This window comes from Mycolicibacterium lutetiense (genome assembly GCF_017876775.1).
Classification (GTDB): domain Bacteria; phylum Actinomycetota; class Actinomycetes; order Mycobacteriales; family Mycobacteriaceae; genus Mycobacterium; species Mycobacterium lutetiense.
Genome location: NZ_JAGIOP010000002.1, coordinates 4207039 through 4227456, shown reverse-complemented (window position 1 = coordinate 4227456; position 20418 = coordinate 4207039). Strand labels below are relative to the sequence as shown.

Here is a 20418-nt window from a genome sequence, read left to right as displayed (position 1 = left end):
CTTATGGTGTATCGCGTTGGGACGGTTTCGGGGCCCCCAACGTCCGCCAGTCGGGAACATCTGGGGGCATACCCACCGGCCAGCGGTTCTCGTTGGTCGCAGCCCAGTGCGCGTGCCCGAGCTCGTGAATGTGGAACGCATGGCGCAGGGCCTCGGTGAAGCCCATCGCGTCGCTGGCCGCGTTGACGGAATCCTTGACCAGCAGGGCTGCCATCGTCGGCCGCTCGGCGATCCGCCGGGCGAACTCCAGTGTCTTGTCCTCGAGCTCGTCGCGCGCGAAGATCTTGGACACCATGCCCAACCGGTAGGCCTCGTCGGCATCGATCGAATCACCGGTCAGCAGAAGTTCTTTGGCCTTACGGGCGCCGAATTCCCACGGGTGGGCGTAATACTCGACGCCTGGCATCCCCATCCGCACCGCGACGACATCGCTGAACTTCGCGTCATCGGCGGCCACGATCAGGTCGCAGGCCCAGATCAGCATCAGTGCCGCGGAGATCGCGTTGCCCTGCACCTGGGCAATGGTGATCTTGCGTAGATCTCGCCAACGCCGGGTGTTCTCGAAGTAGAAGTGCCATTCCTGCAAATAGGTCCGCTCGGTGACACCGGCGGCGGTGGCACCGTGGGAGCGGAAGGTCGGGTGCTGGCCAGGGCCCGGGGCACGCTCGGCCAACGCTTCTTCAGAACCGAGGTCATGGCCGGCCGAGAAGTTCTTGCCCCTCGCAGCCAGGATCACCACCCGGACCGCGTCATCGGCCTCGGCACGGCCGAACGCCTCGTCGAGTTGCACCAACAGGGTCCGCGACTGGGCGTTCTGCGCATTCGGACGGTTCAGCCAGATCCGCGCGATGCGGCCGTCATCGAGTGTCTCGTATTCGACCTGACGGGCTTCGTCATCGGGACCGGCCATATCGGACCACCTCTTAGTCAGGGTAAGTAAGTTACAGACTGCACATTACGTGTATCACGCGACCCAGCTCACACCGGGATCACAGCTATTATTCAGCAGCCTCACAGCCTATCGCCTGACGATCCGTACCGAAATCTTCTTCGCAGCGATTTAGCCTTGTAGGGCGTAAAATGCAGGAAGAAAGACGACGTCACGGGCCACCGTGATCGGACCACTCGGCCGGGCATCAGCAAACCCCGTTAGGCCCTGAAGAGAAAGCATGACCATGGCTGTCCCCCCGTCCAACATCCGTCGCTTCGCCGTCGCAGCAGGCTTCGCCGCAGCCATCGTCGCGGCCCCCGCCCTGGCGATGCTGTCGACGCCCTCGCAGTCACTGGCCTCGTGCCCCAACGGGGAAACCGAGGACACGTTCACGAACAACTGCGTCCCCGACATCGTGCCGAACTCCCCCGGCAGCTTCAGCAGCATCGCAGGCAATCCCAACCTGCCCGCCGTCAACGAGCCCGGCGGTGGCGGCGCCATCCCCTGCACCGGCGCGAACTCGGGCGAGTGCATCGGCCTGGCCGAAGAGCAGCAGGCGCAGGGCCCCGAACCGGTTCCACAGTCGACGATCGGTAGCAGTCCGACCGTGCACGGCTCCATCGGCTGACACAGCGCGACCGCAGACACCGCACAGTAAACCGTCAGCAGCCCTAGACTGCTGACGTGAGATCGGCGTGGGCACTCTCCGCACTTTCCGGCGTCGGCTGCGCGCTGTTGCTGTGGCTCGGCGCCCCGGTCGCGCAGGCAACCTGCACCTCCGGTGAGGAAGAGGACGTCTACACAACCACCTGCACCCCGTTCCTGGTGCCGAATTCACCGTCCCCGTTCAGCGCTATCCCGGGCAACCCGGACCTGCCGGCGGTAGACCTGCCCGGCGGAGGCGGAGCCATCCCGTGCACCGGCCACAATGCCGGGGAATGCATCGGCCTGGCCGAGGAAGATCAGTCCGAGGGGCCGCGACCCATTCCGCGCTCAACTTTCAGCGCCAGCCCCTAGCACTTCCAGAGGGTTCCCCCAGCTACCTCATAGAAGTCATGCAGAACTTTCTCAGCTTCCATAGAATCGCTGCAACGCAACAAGCGAATAACTAGAGAAAGCGTGACGATGGCGACCTTCCCGATCTCGATGCGACGACTGATCCTTGCCGGCGGATTTGCGATCGCCGCGGCCGCCGCCCCGGCGATCGCCGCGTTCTCCGTACCCGTGTCTACCGCCCCCGCGATCGCGTGCCCCTCAGGCGAAGAAGAAGACCTCTACTCCGGACAATGCGTGCCGCACACCGTGCCGAACTCCCGCGGCTCCTTCAGCAGCATCCCGGGTAACCCCAACCTCCCTGCGGTGAACCTGCCGGGCGGAGGCGGATCCATACCGTGCACCGGCGCCAACACCGGTGAGTGCATCGGCCTGGCCGAGGAAGCTCAATCGCAGGGCCCGGCCGTGACCCCTGAGTCGACTTTCGGCAGTAGCCCGACGGTGCACGGTTCCATCGGCTGACAGCGTGCGGCGACCGGGCTTCTCCCGGTCGCCTACAGTTGTGTCATGCCTGCGAAAACTGATAGTGCCGACCTGGACGACGTCGAGCCACTCGCCGACACCACCGCCCGCCAGGCCCGTCGCGTCGTGGCCACCTACGCCACCGACGCCGACGAATGCCGGATGTTCCTTTCGATGCTCGGCATTGGGCCCTCGAAAACCGAGGCGTAAATGAGCCCGGAGGGCGGCCCCAGGGCCGCCTCCGGTAGCTCCGACTTCGTCGTGGTGGCCAATCGGCTGCCCATCGACATGGAGCGGTTGCCGGATGGCAGCACAACCTTCAAACGCAGCCCCGGCGGCCTGGTCACGGCGTTGGAGCCGCTGCTGCGCAAGCGACGCGGCGCGTGGATCGGCTGGGCCGGCATCCCCGACGGCGGCGAGGAGCCCATCGTCGAGGACGATGTCCAGCTCTTCCCGGTGCAGCTGTCCGCCCAGGACGTCGCGGACTACTACGAGGGGTTCTCGAACGCCACCCTGTGGCCGCTCTACCACGACCTCATCGTCAAGCCCGAGTACCACCGGAAGTGGTGGGACAGCTACGTCGAGGTGAACCGGCGTTTCGCCGAAGCCACCGCCCGGGCCGCCGCGCCTGGGGCCACGGTCTGGATCCAGGACTATCAGCTGCAACTCGTACCCAAGATGCTGCGCATGCTCCGCCCCGACCTCACCATCGGCTTCTTCCTGCACATCCCCTTTCCCCCGATCGAACTGTTCATGCAGATGCCGTGGCGGACCGAGATCATCGAGGGCCTGCTGGGCGCCGACCTGGTCGGGTTCCACCTGGCCGGAGGTGCCCAGAACTTCCTGGTCCTGGCCCGTCGCCTGGTCGGCGCCAACACCTCACGCGCCTCGATCGGCGTCCGGTCACGCTTCGGCGAGATCTCCTACGGATTCCGGACCATCAAGGTCGGCGCGTTCCCCATCTCCATCGACTCGGCAGATCTGGACGCCAAGGCCCGCAACCGGACGGTCCGCCAGCGCGCCCGCCAGATCCGCGCCGAGCTCGGCAATCCACGCAAGATCCTGCTCGGCGTCGACCGGCTTGACTACACCAAGGGCATCGACGTGCGGCTGCGCGCGTTCTCCGAGCTGCTCGCAGAGCACCGGGTCAAACGCGACGACACCGTCATGGTCCAGCTGGCCACCCCCAGCCGCGAGCGCGTCGAAAGCTACAAGGTGATGCGCGAGGACATCGAGCGTCAGGTCGGCCATATCAACGGCGAGTACGGCGAGGTCGGGCATCCCGTCGTGCACTACCTACACCGCCCAGTGCCGCGTGATGAGCTGATCGCGTTCTTCGTGGCGGCCGACGTCATGCTGGTCACCCCGCTACGCGACGGGATGAACCTCGTCGCCAAGGAGTACGTGGCCTGCCGCAGCGACCTCGGTGGGGCACTGGTGCTGTCCGAGTTCACCGGGGCAGCCGCCGAACTCCGGACGGCCTACCTGACCAACCCGCACCATCTCGAGGGCGTCAAGGACGCGATCGAGGCGGCGCTGGAGCAGAGCCCCGAGGAGGGCAAGCGCCGGATGCGTGCACTGCGTCGCCAGGTGCTGGCGCACGACGTCGACCGCTGGGCGCGCGCCTTCCTCGATGCACTGGCTACGACCAAGACAACCGATCACACCCCCACGAACAACTCGTAAGCGGCACCGACGAACCGGTCTGCCACGGCATTGCTTTTCTTGCCCGCGTGAGGAATTCGTGTCTTCGGGGCTCGGACCGCCTGGGTAGGCTGTCGGCGTGGCTTCCTACGTGACCCCGAAACGAATCCGTCTGGCGCGCAAGATGACTGTGATCCCACGGGTCGGCGACACGCTGGGCATGATGTTCGACCCGACGCACTACCTGGTCGACAAGTACCGGCAGCATGGCCCGGTATCGCAGCTGAACACGCTGTATCAGGCCTACACCGTGCTCGCCGGCGTCGAAGCATCGGCGTTCATGAGCAGCCGCGAGGGACGCGAGTGCCTCAGCGTCGGCGATTCGTGGAGGTTCGTCGAAGAGCAGTTCGACGCAAGCCAATCGCTGGTCACCGTGGATGGCAAGGAGCACAAGGAGTTGCGCGGAATGCTCCAGCGAGGCTACTCGCGGGATGCCATCATGGGCCGCTATTCCGAAGCGGTGGACCTGGTGGACAAAGCGCTCGCCAAGGACTGGGCACCGGGGTCACGCGTGCGGGTCCTGTCGTCGATGCAGGCCCTCTCGATCTCGCAGGTGGGGGTATTCGCCGCGGGCGTGCAACCCAACGACGCGTACGTGGCCGATGTCGGATTCGTCGCCAGCCAGGTACTGAAAATCGCCCCGGTGCAACAGATCCCGAAGACGCTGTTGCGCCGACGCAATTTCCTTACGGCGCGCAACCGGGTGGTAGAGATCGCCAAACACGCGATCGATCACACGCGTAATTCGGCCGGCTCCGAGGGCTGCCCCGCCAAATCGACCCTCATCGAAGACATTGTGTCCTCGCACGCCGACAATCCCGATCCGGTCAAGCGGAACAATATGGTCTTCAACGCCGTACTGCCGTACTTCGCCGGCGTCGAGACGACATCGGCGACCGCGACCTATGCGCTGTACCTCATTCTCAAACATCCAGATGTCCTGGAGCGCATCCGATCCGAAGTCGATGAGCTTTTCTCTGGTGAGGTCACCCATGACCGGCTGTTCGCCACCACACCCACCTTGAACGGCGCGATCATGGAGGCGATGCGGTTGCATCCGGTCGCCGCGACGATGGTGCGGGTGGCGGTCAAGGATTTCGAGTTCAACGGCCACCAAATCCGCGCGGGTGAGAAGGTTTTCGTTGCGACCTCGGTGCCTCATTTCCTCGAGGACTGCTTCACCGATCCGACGACGTTCGATGTGGACCGGTACCACGGCCGCAACGCCGAACATCGTGTCGCAGGTGCCTACTCGCCGTTCGGGCGCGGGCCCCACATGTGCATCGGCAAGGGACTGGCCGAGGCCCTCATGCAGATCTCGTTGGCACGCCTGCTGTATCGGCTGGACCTGCGAATGAACCCGGGCTACCAGCTCAAGAAGCGGTTGGCCTCGACCACCCCCTCGCAGAGGTTCTCGGTCGAGGTCGCCGGTACGCGCCGCTAGTCTCGGGGGTCGAGCCGAAAGATCCTCAGTTCGCGGTGCGCGCGGTCCTGGCATTGCCCGTAGTAGGGCGAGATGTGCAAGACCCGTTGCCAGATCTCCTCGCGCGCCGCGTCCTCGATATGCACTGCGGCGCAGTTGCGCTCGCGACCGTTGACATTGATCGCACAGTCGCTGTTCCGCAGCAGCCAACCGGTCCACAGCGGGTGTTTCGGCTGGCCCCAGTTCGTGCCGAGCACGTAGATACTGCTGTCGATCGAGACATACTGCAGGGGCACCACAGCCCGGTCTCCATTGCTACGCGTGACGAGCAGGGTGAGCGACGGGATACGTGATACCGACGTGGTGGTCCAACGCCCCCGGGTAAGACGGTAGAGCAGCCGATCGGACGCGACCGTGATCCGGCGGACCGGCCAGGCGCGCTCGCTGTGGCCGATTGCCCGGACGCGGTCGCGAACGACGCCGATCGCGCCCGCGCGGGCACCATCGGCTTCCGTCCATTCGTTGTGATGTGAAATGTGCGTGCCCCTCTTCTGTGAACGACCCCGGTCGGGGCCATAGATGCTATCCCCCAACCGAACTCATGACGGCCGCGCTCGACAGCACCTTCCGTAGGCGCGGCCCGACACTTCCCTCACTCATTTTCGGTCAGGTTGGTACGGTGGTGTTCCATCGACGGCAGCATGCCGGGTAGGGTCGATCTATGGAACGTCTGACCGGCCATGATGCCAGCTTCATCTACCTCGAAACACCCACGCATTACCACCAAAGCGTTGGCCTCATTCTCCTCGACCCCTCGCCGATGCCTGGCGGATACAGCTTCGACACCGTCCGGAAATGGCTCGCCGAGCGGATGGCCGGCATCCCGATCTATGCCGAAAAGGCTTATGACCCATGGTATAACCTGGGCCATCCGGTGTGGGCGGCCGACGAATCATTCGACCTGGACCGCCACCTGCACCACCGGACTCTGCCGTCGCCCGGAACCCGGGAACAGCTGGCGCAGCACATCGGTGAGATCTGTGGAAAGCCGCTGGACCCCACGTTGCCGCTGTGGGAGATGACGATCATCGATGGGCTGGAAGACGGCAACGTCGCTGTGATCCTCAAGCGGCACAACGCGAGTCTCGATGGCGTGAGCGGAAATTCGCAGCTGGGCCAGTTGTGTGGGAATGCCGCCACCGAGTACTCGATCGTCCGCAATGCCGGGCCCGCACAGCCGGCCGCGATCGCCCGCTCCGGCCTCAAGGAGTTCGCCGCCAAGCCCGTGAAACTCGCACGCCTCCTTGGCAAATCGCTCGTCGACACGGTAACCAAGAAGACGCCGCCGTTGCCCGAAGGCGTCCCCCCATCCCTTTCGGCTCCGCGAACCTCGTTCAACACCACCCTGACCCAGAACCGCAACGTCGCCTGGGCCACCTTCCCGATGGCCGAGATGAAGCAGGTCAAGCGCGAACTCGGTGTCACCCTCAACGATGTGATTCTGGCGCTCACCTCGACCGCCTTGCGCAACTACCTGCTGGGCCGAAACGAACTGCCCGACACATCACTTCAGGCTTTCGTCCCCGTCTCGGTACATGACATGCCCGGTCAACACGGACGCAACCAGACCACCGGGCTGTTGACCAGCCTGGAGACCAGGATGGCTGACCCGGTCGATCGCGCGATGGCGATCGCCGCGAGCACCAACGCAGCCAAGGAGCACGCAGCAGCCCTGGGCCCCAGCCTGTTCCACGATTGGTTCGAGTTGGCGGCCCGATACTGGGGCACCTTCCTGCGCTGGTACTCCCGGCTCCGCCTGGCCGATCGTCACGCCGTGATGCAGAACGTCGTGGTGTCGAACATGGGTGGCCGGCACCGTGATCTGCGTTTCGCCGGTGCGCGGGTGATCGACTTCTATCCCTTCGGCTCACTGTTCGACGGTGGCGCGATCTTTGTCGGTGTCGCGAGCATCGAGGATCAGCTGAACATCGGCCTGATCGCGTGCCCGGAGATCGTTCCGGACCTCGACGGAATCGCCGACGGATACCTCGCCGCCTTTGCCGAGTTGCGCGAAGCGCTCGACAAGCGCGCCGACCTGGCGGCGGATTCCGAAGGAAGCGAAAGCAGCTATGTTGCGAAGTAGGTTGGCGTAGACAGTCGCCACCGTGAACCCATCGAATCCCCGTTGCAGGCGCTCCACCACGTCCGCCATGGCGCCTGCCGGGGGGAAGATGGGCGGGAAGAATCGCCCCCGGCCGAGGATGACGCCGCAACGGCGGAGGATGAGGTCCTCGATCGACTGATCGATCATCTCGGACAGCACCGTGTTCTCGCGGAACGGGAAGTACCGCCGGTCGATGTCGATGCGTACGTGTGCGCCGGCCCCCTCTACCGACCGGATCAGCGGAGACGTGGCAGTCAGCGCCTGCAGGCCGCGCAGGAGGGTCTCCCGTTCGGTTCGCCGCTGCTCATGCGATGCAGGATTGTCGACCGCCCGCAGGGCGTTCACGGCGATGTGTGCGCCCAGGTTGTTGCGGTAACGGCTGCGCAGCCGCTGCACCGCCGCGGTGTTCGTCACCTCGGCATCGGCGACCACGTCGGCACGTGCGAGCGTGGCCGCCACGGGAATGATCATGTCCGACAGCGGCTTCGCCAGTGTCACGATGTCAACTACGCCGGGCAGCACACCTTCGTGGTACAGAAAGGTGTCGGCGCTTCGCCACACACCGGTGAGTACCTCGTCGACACCGACGATGAAGCCCCGGGCGGCCTTGACCTCGGCAACGATGCGCAACAGTTCGGGCGGGATGATCTCGCAGGTGGTGCCCTGAATCAGTTCGGCCCAGAACAAGCCGGCCTGCGGATCGTCCAGCGCGCTGCGCAAGTCACGGGCAGCGGTGGGTGAGAACGGGTCGACGAACACCACGTCCGAGTAGTACGGCTCGAAGGCCCCCGGGATGCTGGCCGAGCGTTGTGGCCCGTATCGGCTGACGTTCAGGGTGGTGATCGTCTTACCCGAGAAGTTGCCCGAAAAGGTGACGATTCTGGGCCGGTCGGGCAAGGCAAGGCGCGCCAGCACGAGGGCGTTCTCCACGCTCGTGGCGCCACTCACCGCGGGGAACACCTCGTCGAATCCGCTTCGTTCGCATAGGAACTCGGCGAGTTCGCCGACATAGTCGGTATCCGGTTGGTGGGCCGCCAGCGCCTCGTCGAGATCGGGCAGATTATGTCCGCGCAGGTTCGCACCGGTGCCGCAGGCACAGTCCAGCAGTGATCTGCCATCCCGCAGGCTGATCTCCATGCCGTCCGCCCGGTCGAAATCGAAGTCGAGGCCGAACGCCTCCATCATGTCCGCTGCGCTCGGATTCACATAGCGCCGGAAGTATTCGTTGCGGGTCTTGCGGTCGTTCTCGATCGCGGTGAGCACCCGTTCCTGATGCGCGGTGACGCTTCCCTTGTCGCGCAAGGTGTTCACCACCAACGTCAGCGCGGTGGCGCTGGCGGCAAAGGTGGAAGTCTGCGCCATGGCATCGACGGGGTTGTTCCAGACTCGATACGCGTCGGGCGTCATGACGTAGCAGCCGAACGGCACCTGGTTGTCGGTCAGGTTCTCGCCGTAGACATACACGTCGGCGCCGGTACGACCCGGCTGCCACTCCCCCGCCGGCGGCAACGGACGAGTGTCGCAGACGATCCGCATGATTCGACGGTCTGCAGCGGCCGCCAGGAGTTCGTCGAGGTCCTCGCCACCGTCGGCCAGGACCAGCACCGCCGACCACTGACGGTCCGTCAGTGCCGCCAGCGCGGCGGCGGCGGTGGGCACAAAGCTCAGGTGCCGCGCCAGCGCCCGCTCACCGCCCTCCGCCAGCGGGTCAAAGTAGTCGCGCAGACGTCCGTCGTGGTCCACCACCAGGATCCAGCTGTCCGGCGAGCGGAAGTCATCGACTTTGCTGGACTGGCGCACCAGGCGGATCGCCCCCGACACTGCCTCTTCGAGCGAGTTCCCGAAGTACGTGACGCGGTCGGCCTGCGGTCCGTGCAGTGCGTCGAGCAGGTAGCCGACCTGCGCGCACTCGATGGTGATCGCCAACCCGGCGAACAGGATGTTGGGTCGTTTGCGCCGGTTCAGATCGCGAATCGTGGCGATCGTGGCTTCGCCGGCCGCTGTATAGCGCTGGTAGTCCACTACTTTGACTCCTCAGTTGTCATTGGTTGGATCGGCCGGAACTCACCAGGTCGTCGCAGCGCACGCCGTCGACCCCCAGGTTGAGGTTCAAGGCCAGGTCCACGCCGTACGCGAAGTTGTCGGTGAGCGAGAAACCGTCGCCGGCCACGGCGAACTGCCGCTGATTGACGATCCGGGCAACAGTCAGCGGGATGATCACCTCGGCGATCCGTTTTCCCATGCACAGGTGATGCCCACGGCCGAAGGGCGAGTACGCGCCGGGCTGCAGGTGTTCCTTGCGGCCATCCAGGTAGCGGCCCGGATCGAAGGTGTGAGGTTCCGGAAAGAACGACGGCATGAAGTGCGGCACGCTGGTTGCGATCATGACACGTTCGCCGGCCCGGATCCGGTGGCCCTGGTAGACGAAATCGGTTCGGGCATGGCGCATCAGAACGGGAACCGACGGATACATCCGCATGGTTTCCTTGATCACTGCGTTGAGGACCGGGGTGGCCTCGAACAGCACTTCTTCGTTGAGTTCGGGGAGTCCGAAAAGGTGGTCAGCCTCTGCCGTCACCGCTGCGTGGAGGTCGGGCCGTTGCGTGAGGAGATACAGGATCGTCGAGATGGTGTTCGACGCGGTGTCCAACCCGGCCATGAACGGAACGAAAAGGTTCAGCGGCAGTTCGTAATCGGTCATCTTGTCCGGATGGGTTCGGTTGGCCTCGACAAGGTCATCGAGCAGCCGGCGGCCGAAGTCATCGATCTGGCCGTCATCGGAGCGGGCCCGGAACACCGTGAGCAGTTCGTGGGCGACGGCATGCATCCGCGCCTTCGCCGAGCGGTACTGCGGAAGCTTGAGCATGAAGTTGGGCCACCGCCCGAGCAGGCAGACATTGGTCGACCAGTGCACCAGCGTGCGTAACTGGTCCACGTCGTCGAAGAACACCCGGCCGGCCACCGCGATGCTGATCTGCCTGATGACGATCCGCTGCAACGACTTCACGGCGGGCACGACGCTGCCTGGCTGCCAGCCATCGGCCAGCCAATCGTCGATGATCTCGACCAATCGGTCGTAACGACCGTCGAGCGCGTGGCGCGAGTAGCCGTGCCGCATGGTGTCGCGAAACCAGGTGTGGAGGTCGCCGTCGTCGCTCACCACGGACTTGTCGGCGCCGTACTCGGCGATCATCTTCGACCAGGACGGTTTGGACTCCAGGCACTCGCGGCCCTCGGCTGAGCCGACGAACAGCGCCCATCCGGGCCGGCCAGCACCACGTAGCGGTTGTTGAGCGCGCGGACCCGGAACACCGGGCCGTACTCGGTAAAACAGCGGGTCAGGAACTCGGGTAGCTGGTAGTACATCGGCACGGTGTTTCCCAACACCGGTAGGCCTTTGACCCGCGGTGTGGCATGCGATTTCTCCATAAGCCTTCCTTGTGCAGAACGGCATTGACCCGGGCCCAGCCGTGGGCAGAATTACGATTCACATCGTGGCGCAGTGGGGTACGTCAGCGACCGGCTCCGGTCTTTCCAGAGCCGTTCAGCTCACCTATTTCCACAACGCGGCACCGCGGCACCTCGCGCCGGGCCGACGGCGGCCACGCAACTCAACACTCGCTCGGTCGGCTATCGACCTGCGGTTACCGGTTCAATCTTTACAGATCGCAAATATATACCATTTGGTACGCGCGCGTACTCGAGGCGGGCCCAGCGGTGCACACCAGCATCGCAGGCACCTCGGACACGCCGTGCCGCGGGGAAGGGATGCAGAAGAATCATTGGAAACTTCAGGGGCCCGGACGACGCAAGGTTGCGTCCAGGAGCGGGCAGTAGAAGAAATGTCGGGCAGTCGAAAGCCCCAGGCGTCCCAGTCTGCGACGCTCAACCTGCCGAAGAGTTGAGGCCTAGATCGGGTTGATCCCGTTGATCAGCCAGTCCCCGTCGATCTTGCGGTAGTCGACCTGCAGCCGGCTGCCGTCATACAGCGGCTGGCGGGATTTGTCGGTGACCGTGCGGTTCATGTACACCAGCACTGATCCGGAGTCGCGCTGCGCGGTCATCACGCCGACACCGACGACGCTGATCTGGACCACCAGTTGACGCTTGCGTGCTTCGGGAATCACCTTGGCGGCCGCATCCTGCTGGAACTGACTCCGGAAGTCCGGGGCGAGCAGCGGGTAGGTCTCCATCAGGCTGCGTTCGACGGTCTGAAAGTCGTACGCGAACACCTTAGGGATCTGCTCGGCTGCCATTCCAGGCAACGCACTCCTGGTGGCTTCCTGCCCGCGTTGCACCACACCGTTCCAGAACAGCGAGCCACCGATTCCGGCGAACGCGACGAAAGCCACCGCCAGCAGGCAGATCAGCAGGGCAGAGAGTTTAGAGCGCATTAGTTAGTTTCCACCGTCGGGGTACTTGAGGTCGTATCCGGTCATGTGCCCGTTGTCGTCCTCGTGCACGATCACCCGCAGCCGGTACGGGCGGGTCGGTGAATTGACGCCATCCACGTCGGTGACCGTGACGCGCACCGCCACCAGTACCGAGGCATTCCCGGCGATCTCGTCGACCTTCTCCAGCGCCGCGCCGTTGATCACAGCCTCCGAGCTGGCATTGGTGTCCCGGAACAACGCCTTGAGATTGTCGGCGTTGCTCCCCTGACTCATCATGTCGCGCAGTGGGCCGCTGGTGCCGTCGATGAAGCGGTTCACGCTCTCGTCGATCGTGTCCTGCGTATAGCTGAACATGTTGATCACGGTCTGCTTGCCGGTGTCGACGAAGCTCTCGTCGCGGGCCTGAACCGCGTCCACGGTCCGCTGCTGACCGAACATCACGTAGGACAGCGCACCCACCGTCACGGTCGCCACACCCAGCACCGCCGCCGCGACCAGCGCCACCAGCGTGCGGTGAGACCGCCGCCGGGCCGGCGCCTTGAGCGGCGTGGGTTTCGATGCCCTGGACACCGTGCCGAGCGAGGATCCGCCCAGCACCGTGGTTGTGGTCACCTCGTCGGCAGCGGCCCCGGTCGGGCCGGCCGCCCTGGACGCGCGCCTACGCACCGGCCTCGGGTTCGAGGCCGTTTCTTCAGTCATCAAGCCTGCCTTGGATCCAACATCAGGTCTACCCAGGTCTCCGCGGGAGCCAGATCGTCGGCGCCGGCTGCATACACACCCGTGCCTCCATCAGCTCCAGCGAAGACCCCACTGTGTTGATCGTAGGTGCCGATCCCAGCCGGGCTGGCCAGAGGTGGTGCCTCGGCCGGTAGTGGCGCATCCGATCCCGGCGCGGGGGCAGGTGCTTCTGCCGCGGGCGGAGGTGTCCGACCATACGGCGGCACGACCTGGTCCGGCGGCGCGAAGTACGGCCACGGCGCCGGGGGCGTTCCCGGCTCGTTCGGCGGCACCGGCAGCGGGAACGGCGCATGCGGCGCCGGGCCGGGTCCGGGTTCGACCCCGGGCGGTAGATGCACGGCCGGTGGGCCCGGATCCGGGTCGACCTGCGGCGGGATGTTCGGGAACTTGTTGGGCGGCAGGATGTTCCGCCCGTCCTCGATCGGCGTGCCGTACGGAACCGGCGGGCCGCGCCACGGGTTGCTGCCCAATGGCACATAGCCCTTGGGATCGCGGCACAGCTGAATCGTGGGTGCCCGCTTTCCGGGGAACTCCATGCACGGGTAGTTGCGCGCACCGCGCACCACCGCAGGGTCATTCTGCGCGGTCTTGCAGTACAGATCGGAAGGAAGCTCGCGCAGTGTCTCGTCGGCCGGTGACCGGATCTGGGTCGCCGGAATGAAGCCGGTATTGCACGGCGGTGGGTCCTGCAGGTGGATCTTGAAGTCCAGCTTGGCTCCCTCGTCGGCAGGTGCCCCGCCGGCCACGGTGTTCAGCGCAGCGATCAGCGCCGGGAAGATCACCAGCGCCTGCTCGATCGACTTGCTGTAGATCACCCCGATGCGGCCGAAGTTGGCCAGGTTGGCCGCCAGCACCGGGAAGGTCGGCCGGATACCGGTGAACGCGGTGTTGGCCGCCTCGGTGGCGCCCGGAACGGTCTTGAGGGTGGCGCGCAGCTGCGGATCGGCCTTGTTCACCTCGCCGGTGAACCGGGCCAGCCCGTCGGCGAGCGACCGGATGTTGTCGCCGCTGCGTATCTGGGCCTCCAGGAACGGCCCGGCCTGGTCGATCAGCTGAGTGGTCTCGCCGTAGTTGGCGTTGGCCTCGTCGATCAGCAGACGTGAGGATTCGATCAGCCGAGCGAGCTCGGGCCCCGACCCGTTGAACGCCTTGAACGTCTCACGCAGCAGATCCTGCAGCCGGCTGTTGCCGATGCTGCTGACCAGGGTGTCGGCTTCGTGCAGCATCCCCGCGATATCCTGGCCGACCCGGGTGTTCCGCTGTTCGATGCTGGCGCCATTGCGCAGCTTGTTGGTCGACGGTGACTCCGGCGGAACCAGATCGATGTACTGCTCACCGACCGCCGAAACGCTCTTGACCGTGGCGACGACGTTGTCGGGTATCGCCGTACTGCTGTTGAGCGCCATCTTGGCGACCACGCCATCGGGGGCCAGGCCCACCGAATCCACCCGTCCCACCGTGACGCCACGGTAGGTGACGTTGGCGTTCTGGTAGATCCCGCCACCGGCCAGGAAGTTGGCCTTGACGTGATAGGTGCCGATACCCACCGCAGCGGGCAGGTGCAGATAGAACAGCGAGATGGCACCCACGGTGAGCACCGTGACGACCGCGAAGATCATCAGCTGCATACGGGTGAGCCGGTCGATCATCTACGGCTTCTCCTCGTGCTGGGCGGCAGTTCCGGCCGGGATCTTGAACGGATCGGCAGCCTGGCCGGACAGGTTGGCCATCGCCCCGGTCAGGAAGTCTGGCGGAGTGATCACCTCGCTGAGGTGCTGCATGTTCGGGTCGAACGCGCCCGTGGTGAAGATTGACTCACCGAACCGGCGCAGCGTCAGGTCGAAAGTGACGTACACGTTCAGGTAGTCACCACGCACCGCCTGACGCAGATACTTGTAGTGGAACGGGAACGTCGGAAGGAACTCCAGGTCCTTGATGAAGTCGTCGGCGTTGTCGTTGAGCGCCTTGATCACCGGATAGAGATCCTTGAGATCGGCCGCGAAATCGTCCTTGGTCTGCGACAGGATCCGCGAACCGACCTCGGCGAAGCCACGCAGGGCGGTGAACGCGTCGACGATGTTGGACCGGTTGTCGTTGAGCACCTTGAGCGCGCCGGGCAGCGTGTCGAGCGTGCGGCCCAGGTTGTCCTGGCTGCGGGCCAGGATCGACGCGAACCGGTTCAGCCCGTCCGCAGCCGCGATGATGTCACCGGTCTGCTGGTCCAGTGACGCGGTCAGCTCGGCCAGCCGCGGGATCAGGTCGGTGAAGGTGCCGGCCCGCCCGGCGACGGCCGCGTAGGCCTCATCGGTGATGTCCTGCAGCGCACCGAGATTGCCCTTGTTGACCACCATGCCCAGCGAGGACAACACCTCTTCGGTGGTGGGGTACCGACCGGCCTGATCCAGCGAGATGTTGGACCCCTGGCGCAGCTGCCCCTGCGGAGGCTCATCGACCGGGTCGGACAGGGCAATGTGCTGGGACCCGAGCAGTGACGTCTGGGCCACCCGCGCAACGGCATTCGCCGGGAGCTTCACGTCACCATTCAGCGACAGTTGCACCGCCGCATAGAAGGTGCCGTCCGGGCGCTGGACCGCATCCACACCCGACACGCTGCCGACGGTGACGTCGTAGACCATCACCGGCGAGTTCTGCGGCAGGGTCGCCACGTCGGGCAACTGCACCGTGACGGTGTAGGAGCCGGACCCGTGCCCGGCGGTACCGGGCATGTTCAGCGAGTTGAGACCGCCGAACTGGCAGCCGGCCAACAGCATGGCGCCACTGCCGATCGCCAGGGTGCGACCGCCGATCCGGGATGCCTTACCCCTCAATGCTTTACCCCTCATCATCCGCCGGCACCAGCCTCGGCAGGCATCGGCGCAGGTGCGGCCGCGGGCTCCGGAGCACCCGCAGGTCCGGGTGCGGGACCCACGCCCGCTCCGGGTGCTGACGCGGGCGCGTCAGGCGGCAGGACCAACGAGCTCAATGTTGCGTCCGCCGGGATCTGCGGCGGGGTCACGCCGGGAGCGTTCTGCCACTGCAGGTACGGCACCGGCGTCTGCGCCTTTGCTTCAGTTGCGGGGGTGTCGTAGATGATCTGCCCCTTGTAGGCGGTGATGCTGTTGACGGGATGGAACATCATCGGCGGATAGTTCATCGTGATGCGACGCAGCACCGGCGCCATCCGCTGCCGGCAGATCTCGGCGCGCTTGTAGTTGTCCGGGCTGGTACCGGTGTCGAAGTTGCCGCCGCACAGGAACTGCACCGGGTTGGCGAAGTTGGGCAGGGTCAGGAGTCCGCCAACGGTGCCCTGCGCCGGGTTGTACATGTTGTAGAAGTTGGCCAGGCCGTTGGGCGTGACGTGCAGGATCTGTTCGATGTCGTCACTGTGGTCGGTGAGAATCTGGGTGAACTCTCCCAGCTTGCTCACCTGGGCGATCAGCGCATCGTTGTTCTCGTTGAGGAAACCGCGGACGTCACCGAGGGCCTGATTCAGCGTTCCCAGTGTCTGGTCGAGCCCACTGGCGCTGTCCGCCAGCACCTGCGACACCGACGCCACGTGATTGGTGAACTGTACGATCTGTTCGTTGCTGTTGGACAGCGCGTCGACGAGAATCTGCAGGTTCTTCACCGTGCCGAACAGGTCGGTACGCGAATCACCCAGTCGCCCAGCCGTTTGCGACAGCTCACGCAACGCATTGCGGAAAGAGTCGCCATTTCCGTCGAACGTGGTCGCGGCCTGGTCGACGAACGCCGCGATCGGGCCCTGCACCGAGTTCGCCTGCGGTCCGAGTTGCGAACTGAGCTCGGTGAGTTGCTCCTTGACCTCGTCCCATTCGACCGGAACACCGGTGCGATCAAGGCCGATGGACGCGCCCGCAGCCATCTCGTCGCCCTCGGTGTAGGCCGGCGTCAGCTGAATGAACCGCGCCGCCACCAGGTTCGGCGAAATGATCAATGCCTTGGCGTCCGCGGGCACCTTGATACCGCGGTCGAGGGTCATCTCGATCTTGACGTCAGACGGGCGCGGCTCGATCGAGTCGATCCGGCCCACCGGCACGCCGACGATCCGCACCTCATCGCCTGGGTAGATCCCGACGGCATTGGTGAAGTAGGCCGTGAGCTTGGGGCCGGTACGCGACGGCCACACCTGGTAGACGCCCACCGCCAGCGTCACCAGCAGCAGCGCGGCGAGCCCGATACGCACCCAGCGGCTCCGGCGGGATACCGAATTGTCTTGTGTCATGGCGATTTCGGCCTCACGATAACCCGTTCGGAAATATAACCGCGCAGCATGTCGGACAGGCTGTCGGGCAGTTTGCCCGGCTGGAAGTAGGTGTCCAGCAGCACCTCGGCCATCCCGGCGGGCGGCAGACCGTACAGGTTGATCTGGAAGCCCGGACCCGAGCCCACCACCTCGCCGAGCGCGGTGGCATACCCGGGCAACCGTTTGAGCGCCTCGCCGATGTGCTCGCGCCGTTCCAGCAGGTTGTCCATCACCAGATTGAGCTTCTCCAGCGCAGGCTTGAACTCCTTGCGGTTGTCCGCGACGAATCCCGAAAGCTGATGCGACACATCGTCGATACCGGCGATCAAGTTGCTCAGCGCCTGCCGGCGCTCATCGAGCGCGGCGAACAGCTGATTTCCATCGGTCAGCAGCTGGTTGACCTGCCCGGCCCGATTGGCCAGGAGATCCGACACCCGCTTGGCATGGGTCAACAGCCCCTCGAGTGCCTCATCCCGCTTGTTGATGGTGCGGGACAGGTTCGTGACGCCGTCCAGTGCGCCACGCAGCTGCGGGGTGGCGTCGCGCAACGTGTCGGTCAGCGTCTGCAGCGCCTGCTCGAACTTCGGCTTGTCCAACTCGCTGGCGTTCTGCCCGAGGTCCTGCAGCGCAGTGTTCAGCGTGTACGGAGTCGTGGTGCGTCCCAATGGGATAACCGTCGATGTACCGACGCCCTTCGGGGTCACCGCAAGCGACTTCTGGCCGAGCACCGTATCGGTCTTGATTGCCACCAGCGACTGGTCGCCGACGTCGATGTTGCGGTTGACGGTGAACTTGACCTTGGCGGTGTCGCCGGCCAGGGCGATCCCGGTCACCTTGCCGACCGTGATGCCCGAGATGTTGACGTCGTTGCCCGGCGAGATGCCACCGGCGTCGCTGAAGTAGGCCTCGAACTGCTTGCCCTGCGGGAAGAACGGCAGGCCGGTATAACCGAACGACACCAGGACCAGGCACGCCACCACGAAGATGCCGAGAATCCCGGTGCGCACGGGATTCGACTCATGCGAACTAGTCATTGGTCGGCGCACACCTCCCCTTGGACGGGTCCGGCGGGCCGCCGAACGGAATCAGGATGTCGCTGCCGGCCGGTCCATTGACCTTCAACCGCACCGAGCAGTAGAAGATGTTGAAGAAGGAGCCATAGGCGCCAAGCGCATTGAGCCGCAGGTAGTTCTCGGCCAGCGGCTCGATGACCTTGTTGACATCGCCCTTCCGCTCGTCCAGGCGCTGCGCCAGCGGCCGGGCATTCTCGATGACCCCCTGCAGCGGGCGGCGGGACTTCTCCAGCATGTCGGTCAGATCGTTCTCAGCCGAGGCCAGCGGTGCGATCGCACCTGCGATCGGGTCACGGGCCTCGGACAGACCGGTGATCAGCTTCTGCAGCTCATCGACGCTGGTGTCGAACTGGGAGCCCTTCTCGTCCACCGTGCTCAGCACGGTGTTGAGGTTGGTGATCACGTCGCCGATCACCTGATCGCGGGCGGCCAGGTTCTGGGTGAAGGCGCTGGTGCTGGTCAACATGTTCGCCAACGCGCCGCCCTGGCCCTGCAGCATCTCGATCACCGCGTTGGAAATCTCGTTGACCTTCGAGCCGTCCAGGCCCTTGAGTACCGGGCGCAGTCCGCCCAGCAGCGCATCGAGGTCCAGGGCCGGCTGGGTGTTCTGCGCCGGGATGGTCCCGCCGGGCGCCAGCTTGCGCAGTTCCCCTGGGCCCGAGGCGATCTCCAGGAAGCGATCGCCGACGAGGTTCAGGTAGCGCACCTTGGCCTGGCTCGAGCTGTAGAGCTGATACCGCTTGTTGACGTCGAAAGCGACATCGACGGTGTTGTCGGGGTTGAGCTTCACGGCGTTGACCTTGCCCACCGGAACCCCGGCGATGCGGACGTCCTGCCCGGACTTCAGCCGCGACGCGTCGCTGAACGTGGCGTGGTAGGTGTTGGCCGCGGCGAAGCGGAACTCGCCGAAGACCACCACCAGCATCGCCGCCACCAACAGCATCGCAACGGTAAAGATGCCGACCTTGAGCATGGTCCGATCAGTACCCGCGCCGGACGTCATCAGAATCGGTCCCTTTCCGCAAATGCGCCGTTGAACAAGAACTGCAGCGTCGCGGGTGCGTCGAACTGCACCTCGGTGTTCGGCTGGTACGGGACGTAGGCGTTGTCGGTGACCAGGAACGGGGAGCGGTACCAGGTACCGCCGTACTGCTTGGTGGGTATGTCGGGAAGGCCGCGGCAGTTCGGCCCGCCGGAGGCGTTCACCATCGGCAGGCTCTCCGGATAGGTGTACCCCGGGGACCCTGGCAGGAAGTTGGAGTTGACGAAGAGGCCGGGCCGGATGCCGCCGATGATCGGGGCGAATCGCTCCGTTGCGACGGAGACGCCTTTCAGCAGACAGCCGAACTCGGGCGAGTAGTCGCCGGCCACCTTCAGCGGGGCACGCAACCGCTGGATCGCCGCGATGTAGTCGTCAGCCGCAGGCTCCAGCGTGGCGGTGCCGTTGTTGGCCAGCCCGGTCGCCGCCAGCAGCGTGGCATTGAGGTTGGCCTTCTCGTCGACGATCGTCTTGTTCAGCGCCGGCACGTTGTCGATGATCCGGGCCAGGTCGGGCCCGGCGTCGCCGTAGATGTTGGTGACCACGGCGGCTTTGGCGAAGTCCTCCTGCAGCGTCGGCAGCTTCGGGTTCAGTTGCTGCAGATAGGAATTCAAGCCCGACAAGGCCGCGCCCGCATCGTCGCCATGGCCACGCAAGCCCTCACCGAGGGCGCTCAACGTGGCGTTGAGGCTGACCGGATCGATCTTGTTGAGCACGTCCGACAACGTCTGGAACAGGGTGTTGACCTCGAGCTGCACATCCTTGGCAGCGACGGTGCTGCCCGGCTTCAACGACGTGGGCTCGGGCTGATCGGGCGGCTGGAACTCGACCGACTTGGCGCCGAAGATCGTGTTGCCTGCGATCCGGACGGTGGCATTGGAGGGTATGTAGCGAATCTCGCCGTGCTTGATCGACAGCGTCAACTTCGCCTCGCTGCCGGCGTACTCGATATCGGTGACCTTGCCGATCTGGATGCCGCGATACTTCACCTTGGCGTCGCGCTCCATCACCAGGCCGGCACGCGGCGCGGTCAGGCTGACGGTGTCGGTCGGCGTGAACGCGGCGGTGTAGGACAGGTAAGTGAAGATCACCGCGGCGGCCACGATCGCTGCCAGGATCGCCGCAGCGATCCTCACATGCCGCCGGTGCTTGGGGATTGCGTCTGACATCGCC

The 20418-nt window shown here is 65.1% G+C and carries 19 protein-coding genes and 1 pseudogene; 7 read left to right on the top strand and 13 right to left on the bottom strand.

The features are described from left to right. Window position 1 precedes the first annotated feature (1 nt). Window positions 2-910: an enoyl-CoA hydratase gene (locus tag JOF57_RS29465; RefSeq protein WP_209922967.1), complete on the bottom strand. Its 909-nt coding sequence runs from the start codon at window positions 908-910 to the stop codon at window positions 2-4. A 265-nt stretch (window positions 911-1175) separates the two neighbouring features. Between JOF57_RS29465 and JOF57_RS29460 the strand changes: the two genes are divergently transcribed. From JOF57_RS29460 to JOF57_RS29435, 6 genes are all read left to right on the top strand, one after another. Further along, window positions 1176-1559, top strand: coding sequence for an intersectin-EH binding protein Ibp1 (locus JOF57_RS29460; protein ID WP_209923828.1), 384 nt, complete (start codon window positions 1176-1178; stop codon window positions 1557-1559). Between the two features lie 104 nt (window positions 1560-1663). Further along, a complete protein-coding gene (locus JOF57_RS29455) occupies window positions 1664-1948 on the top strand; it encodes a hypothetical protein (protein ID WP_234939091.1) in 285 nt (94 codons plus the stop codon). A gap of 108 nt (window positions 1949-2056) precedes the next feature. Further along, window positions 2057-2446, top strand: coding sequence for an intersectin-EH binding protein Ibp1 (locus tag JOF57_RS29450; protein WP_209923827.1), 390 nt, complete (start codon window positions 2057-2059; stop codon window positions 2444-2446). A 45-nt stretch (window positions 2447-2491) separates the two neighbouring features. After that, a complete protein-coding gene (locus JOF57_RS29445) occupies window positions 2492-2656 on the top strand; it encodes a hypothetical protein (RefSeq protein ID WP_209922964.1) in 165 nt (54 codons plus the stop codon). After that, window positions 2657-4132, top strand: coding sequence for an alpha,alpha-trehalose-phosphate synthase (UDP-forming) (locus tag JOF57_RS29440; protein WP_209922961.1), 1476 nt, complete (start codon window positions 2657-2659; stop codon window positions 4130-4132). Window positions 4133-4274: 142 nt separating this feature from the next. Then, window positions 4275-5594, top strand: coding sequence for a cytochrome P450 (locus tag JOF57_RS29435; protein WP_234939090.1), 1320 nt, complete (start codon window positions 4275-4277; stop codon window positions 5592-5594). Here the strand turns inward: JOF57_RS29435 and JOF57_RS29430 are convergent. Then, window positions 5591-6166, bottom strand: coding sequence for a nitroreductase family deazaflavin-dependent oxidoreductase (locus JOF57_RS29430; RefSeq protein WP_234938282.1), 576 nt, complete (start codon window positions 6164-6166; stop codon window positions 5591-5593). The genes JOF57_RS29435 and JOF57_RS29430 overlap by 4 nt on opposite strands. A 128-nt stretch (window positions 6167-6294) precedes the next feature. Between JOF57_RS29430 and JOF57_RS29425 the strand changes: the two genes are divergently transcribed. Next, on the top strand, window positions 6295-7716 hold the full coding sequence (locus tag JOF57_RS29425; RefSeq protein WP_209922959.1) for a wax ester/triacylglycerol synthase family O-acyltransferase: 1422 nt from the start codon (window positions 6295-6297) through the stop codon (window positions 7714-7716). On the opposite strand, the pseudogene JOF57_RS31375 reads toward JOF57_RS29425, so the two are convergent. The 11 genes and pseudogenes from JOF57_RS31375 to JOF57_RS29370 form a co-directional block, all read right to left on the bottom strand. After that, a pseudogene (locus JOF57_RS31375) lies at window positions 7621-9759 on the bottom strand (aminotransferase class III-fold pyridoxal phosphate-dependent enzyme); the annotation flags it as partial. The gene JOF57_RS29425 and the pseudogene JOF57_RS31375 overlap by 96 nt on opposite strands. A 19-nt stretch (window positions 9760-9778) precedes the next feature. Then, entirely contained in the window at window positions 9779-10930 is a 1152-nt protein-coding gene (locus JOF57_RS29415) for a cytochrome P450 (RefSeq protein WP_209922957.1), read from the bottom strand. Next, entirely contained in the window at window positions 10927-11166 is a 240-nt protein-coding gene (locus tag JOF57_RS29410; RefSeq protein WP_209922955.1) for a hypothetical protein, read from the bottom strand. Before JOF57_RS29410 ends, JOF57_RS29415 begins: the two co-directional genes overlap by 4 nt. A gap of 479 nt (window positions 11167-11645) precedes the next feature. Continuing rightward, a complete protein-coding gene (locus tag JOF57_RS29405; protein ID WP_209922953.1) occupies window positions 11646-12131 on the bottom strand; it encodes a mammalian cell entry protein in 486 nt (161 codons plus the stop codon). A 3-nt stretch (window positions 12132-12134) separates the two neighbouring features. Then, on the bottom strand, window positions 12135-12830 hold the full coding sequence (locus JOF57_RS29400; RefSeq protein WP_163667339.1) for an Rv1363c family protein: 696 nt from the start codon (window positions 12828-12830) through the stop codon (window positions 12135-12137). Further along, window positions 12830-14518 (bottom strand): MCE family protein, encoded by a 1689-nt coding sequence (locus JOF57_RS29395; RefSeq protein WP_209922952.1) that lies wholly within the window; start codon window positions 14516-14518, stop codon window positions 12830-12832. The genes JOF57_RS29400 and JOF57_RS29395 overlap by 1 nt, the downstream gene beginning before the upstream one ends. After that, window positions 14519-15715 (bottom strand): MCE family protein, encoded by a 1197-nt coding sequence (locus JOF57_RS29390; RefSeq protein ID WP_273544764.1) that lies wholly within the window; start codon window positions 15713-15715, stop codon window positions 14519-14521. It abuts the gene before it with no gap. Further along, a complete protein-coding gene (locus tag JOF57_RS29385) occupies window positions 15712-17112 on the bottom strand; it encodes an MCE family protein (RefSeq protein ID WP_209922950.1) in 1401 nt (466 codons plus the stop codon). Before JOF57_RS29385 ends, JOF57_RS29390 begins: the two co-directional genes overlap by 4 nt. Continuing rightward, window positions 17109-18167, bottom strand: a complete 1059-nt coding sequence (locus JOF57_RS29380; protein ID WP_209922948.1) for an MCE family protein — start codon at window positions 18165-18167, stop codon at window positions 17109-17111. The genes JOF57_RS29385 and JOF57_RS29380 overlap by 4 nt, the downstream gene beginning before the upstream one ends. Then, window positions 18160-19209, bottom strand: a complete 1050-nt coding sequence (locus tag JOF57_RS29375) for an MCE family protein (RefSeq protein WP_209922946.1) — start codon at window positions 19207-19209, stop codon at window positions 18160-18162. The genes JOF57_RS29380 and JOF57_RS29375 overlap by 8 nt, the downstream gene beginning before the upstream one ends. Further along, entirely contained in the window at window positions 19209-20414 is a 1206-nt protein-coding gene (locus tag JOF57_RS29370) for an MCE family protein (protein WP_209922945.1), read from the bottom strand. Before JOF57_RS29370 ends, JOF57_RS29375 begins: the two co-directional genes overlap by 1 nt. Between the last annotated feature and the right edge of the window lie 4 nt (window positions 20415-20418).

Coding starts and splice junctions, on each gene's coding strand:
- JOF57_RS29440 (WP_209922961.1), top strand. CDS start 2,657: ATGAGCCCGGAGGGCGGCCCCAGGGCCGCCTCCGGTAGCTCCGACTTC.
- JOF57_RS29390 (WP_273544764.1), bottom strand. CDS start 15,715: ATGATGAGGGGTAAAGCATTGAGGGGTAAGGCATCCCGGATCGGCGGT.
- JOF57_RS29375 (WP_209922946.1), bottom strand. CDS start 19,209: ATGACGTCCGGCGCGGGTACTGATCGGACCATGCTCAAGGTCGGCATC.
- JOF57_RS29425 (WP_209922959.1), top strand. CDS start 6,295: ATGGAACGTCTGACCGGCCATGATGCCAGCTTCATCTACCTCGAAACA.
- JOF57_RS29405 (WP_209922953.1), bottom strand. CDS start 12,131: ATGCGCTCTAAACTCTCTGCCCTGCTGATCTGCCTGCTGGCGGTGGCT.
- JOF57_RS29410 (WP_209922955.1), bottom strand. CDS start 11,166: ATGGAGAAATCGCATGCCACACCGCGGGTCAAAGGCCTACCGGTGTTG.
- JOF57_RS29385 (WP_209922950.1), bottom strand. CDS start 17,112: ATGACACAAGACAATTCGGTATCCCGCCGGAGCCGCTGGGTGCGTATC.
- JOF57_RS29395 (WP_209922952.1), bottom strand. CDS start 14,518: ATGATCGACCGGCTCACCCGTATGCAGCTGATGATCTTCGCGGTCGTC.
- JOF57_RS29370 (WP_209922945.1), bottom strand. CDS start 20,414: ATGTCAGACGCAATCCCCAAGCACCGGCGGCATGTGAGGATCGCTGCG.
- JOF57_RS29435 (WP_234939090.1), top strand. CDS start 4,275: ATGACTGTGATCCCACGGGTCGGCGACACGCTGGGCATGATGTTCGAC.
- JOF57_RS29450 (WP_209923827.1), top strand. CDS start 2,057: ATGGCGACCTTCCCGATCTCGATGCGACGACTGATCCTTGCCGGCGGA.
- JOF57_RS29400 (WP_163667339.1), bottom strand. CDS start 12,830: ATGACTGAAGAAACGGCCTCGAACCCGAGGCCGGTGCGTAGGCGCGCG.
- JOF57_RS29380 (WP_209922948.1), bottom strand. CDS start 18,167: ATGACTAGTTCGCATGAGTCGAATCCCGTGCGCACCGGGATTCTCGGC.
- JOF57_RS29465 (WP_209922967.1), bottom strand. CDS start 910: ATGGCCGGTCCCGATGACGAAGCCCGTCAGGTCGAATACGAGACACTC.
- JOF57_RS29445 (WP_209922964.1), top strand. CDS start 2,492: ATGCCTGCGAAAACTGATAGTGCCGACCTGGACGACGTCGAGCCACTC.
- JOF57_RS29415 (WP_209922957.1), bottom strand. CDS start 10,930: ATGATCGCCGAGTACGGCGCCGACAAGTCCGTGGTGAGCGACGACGGC.
- JOF57_RS29460 (WP_209923828.1), top strand. CDS start 1,176: ATGGCTGTCCCCCCGTCCAACATCCGTCGCTTCGCCGTCGCAGCAGGC.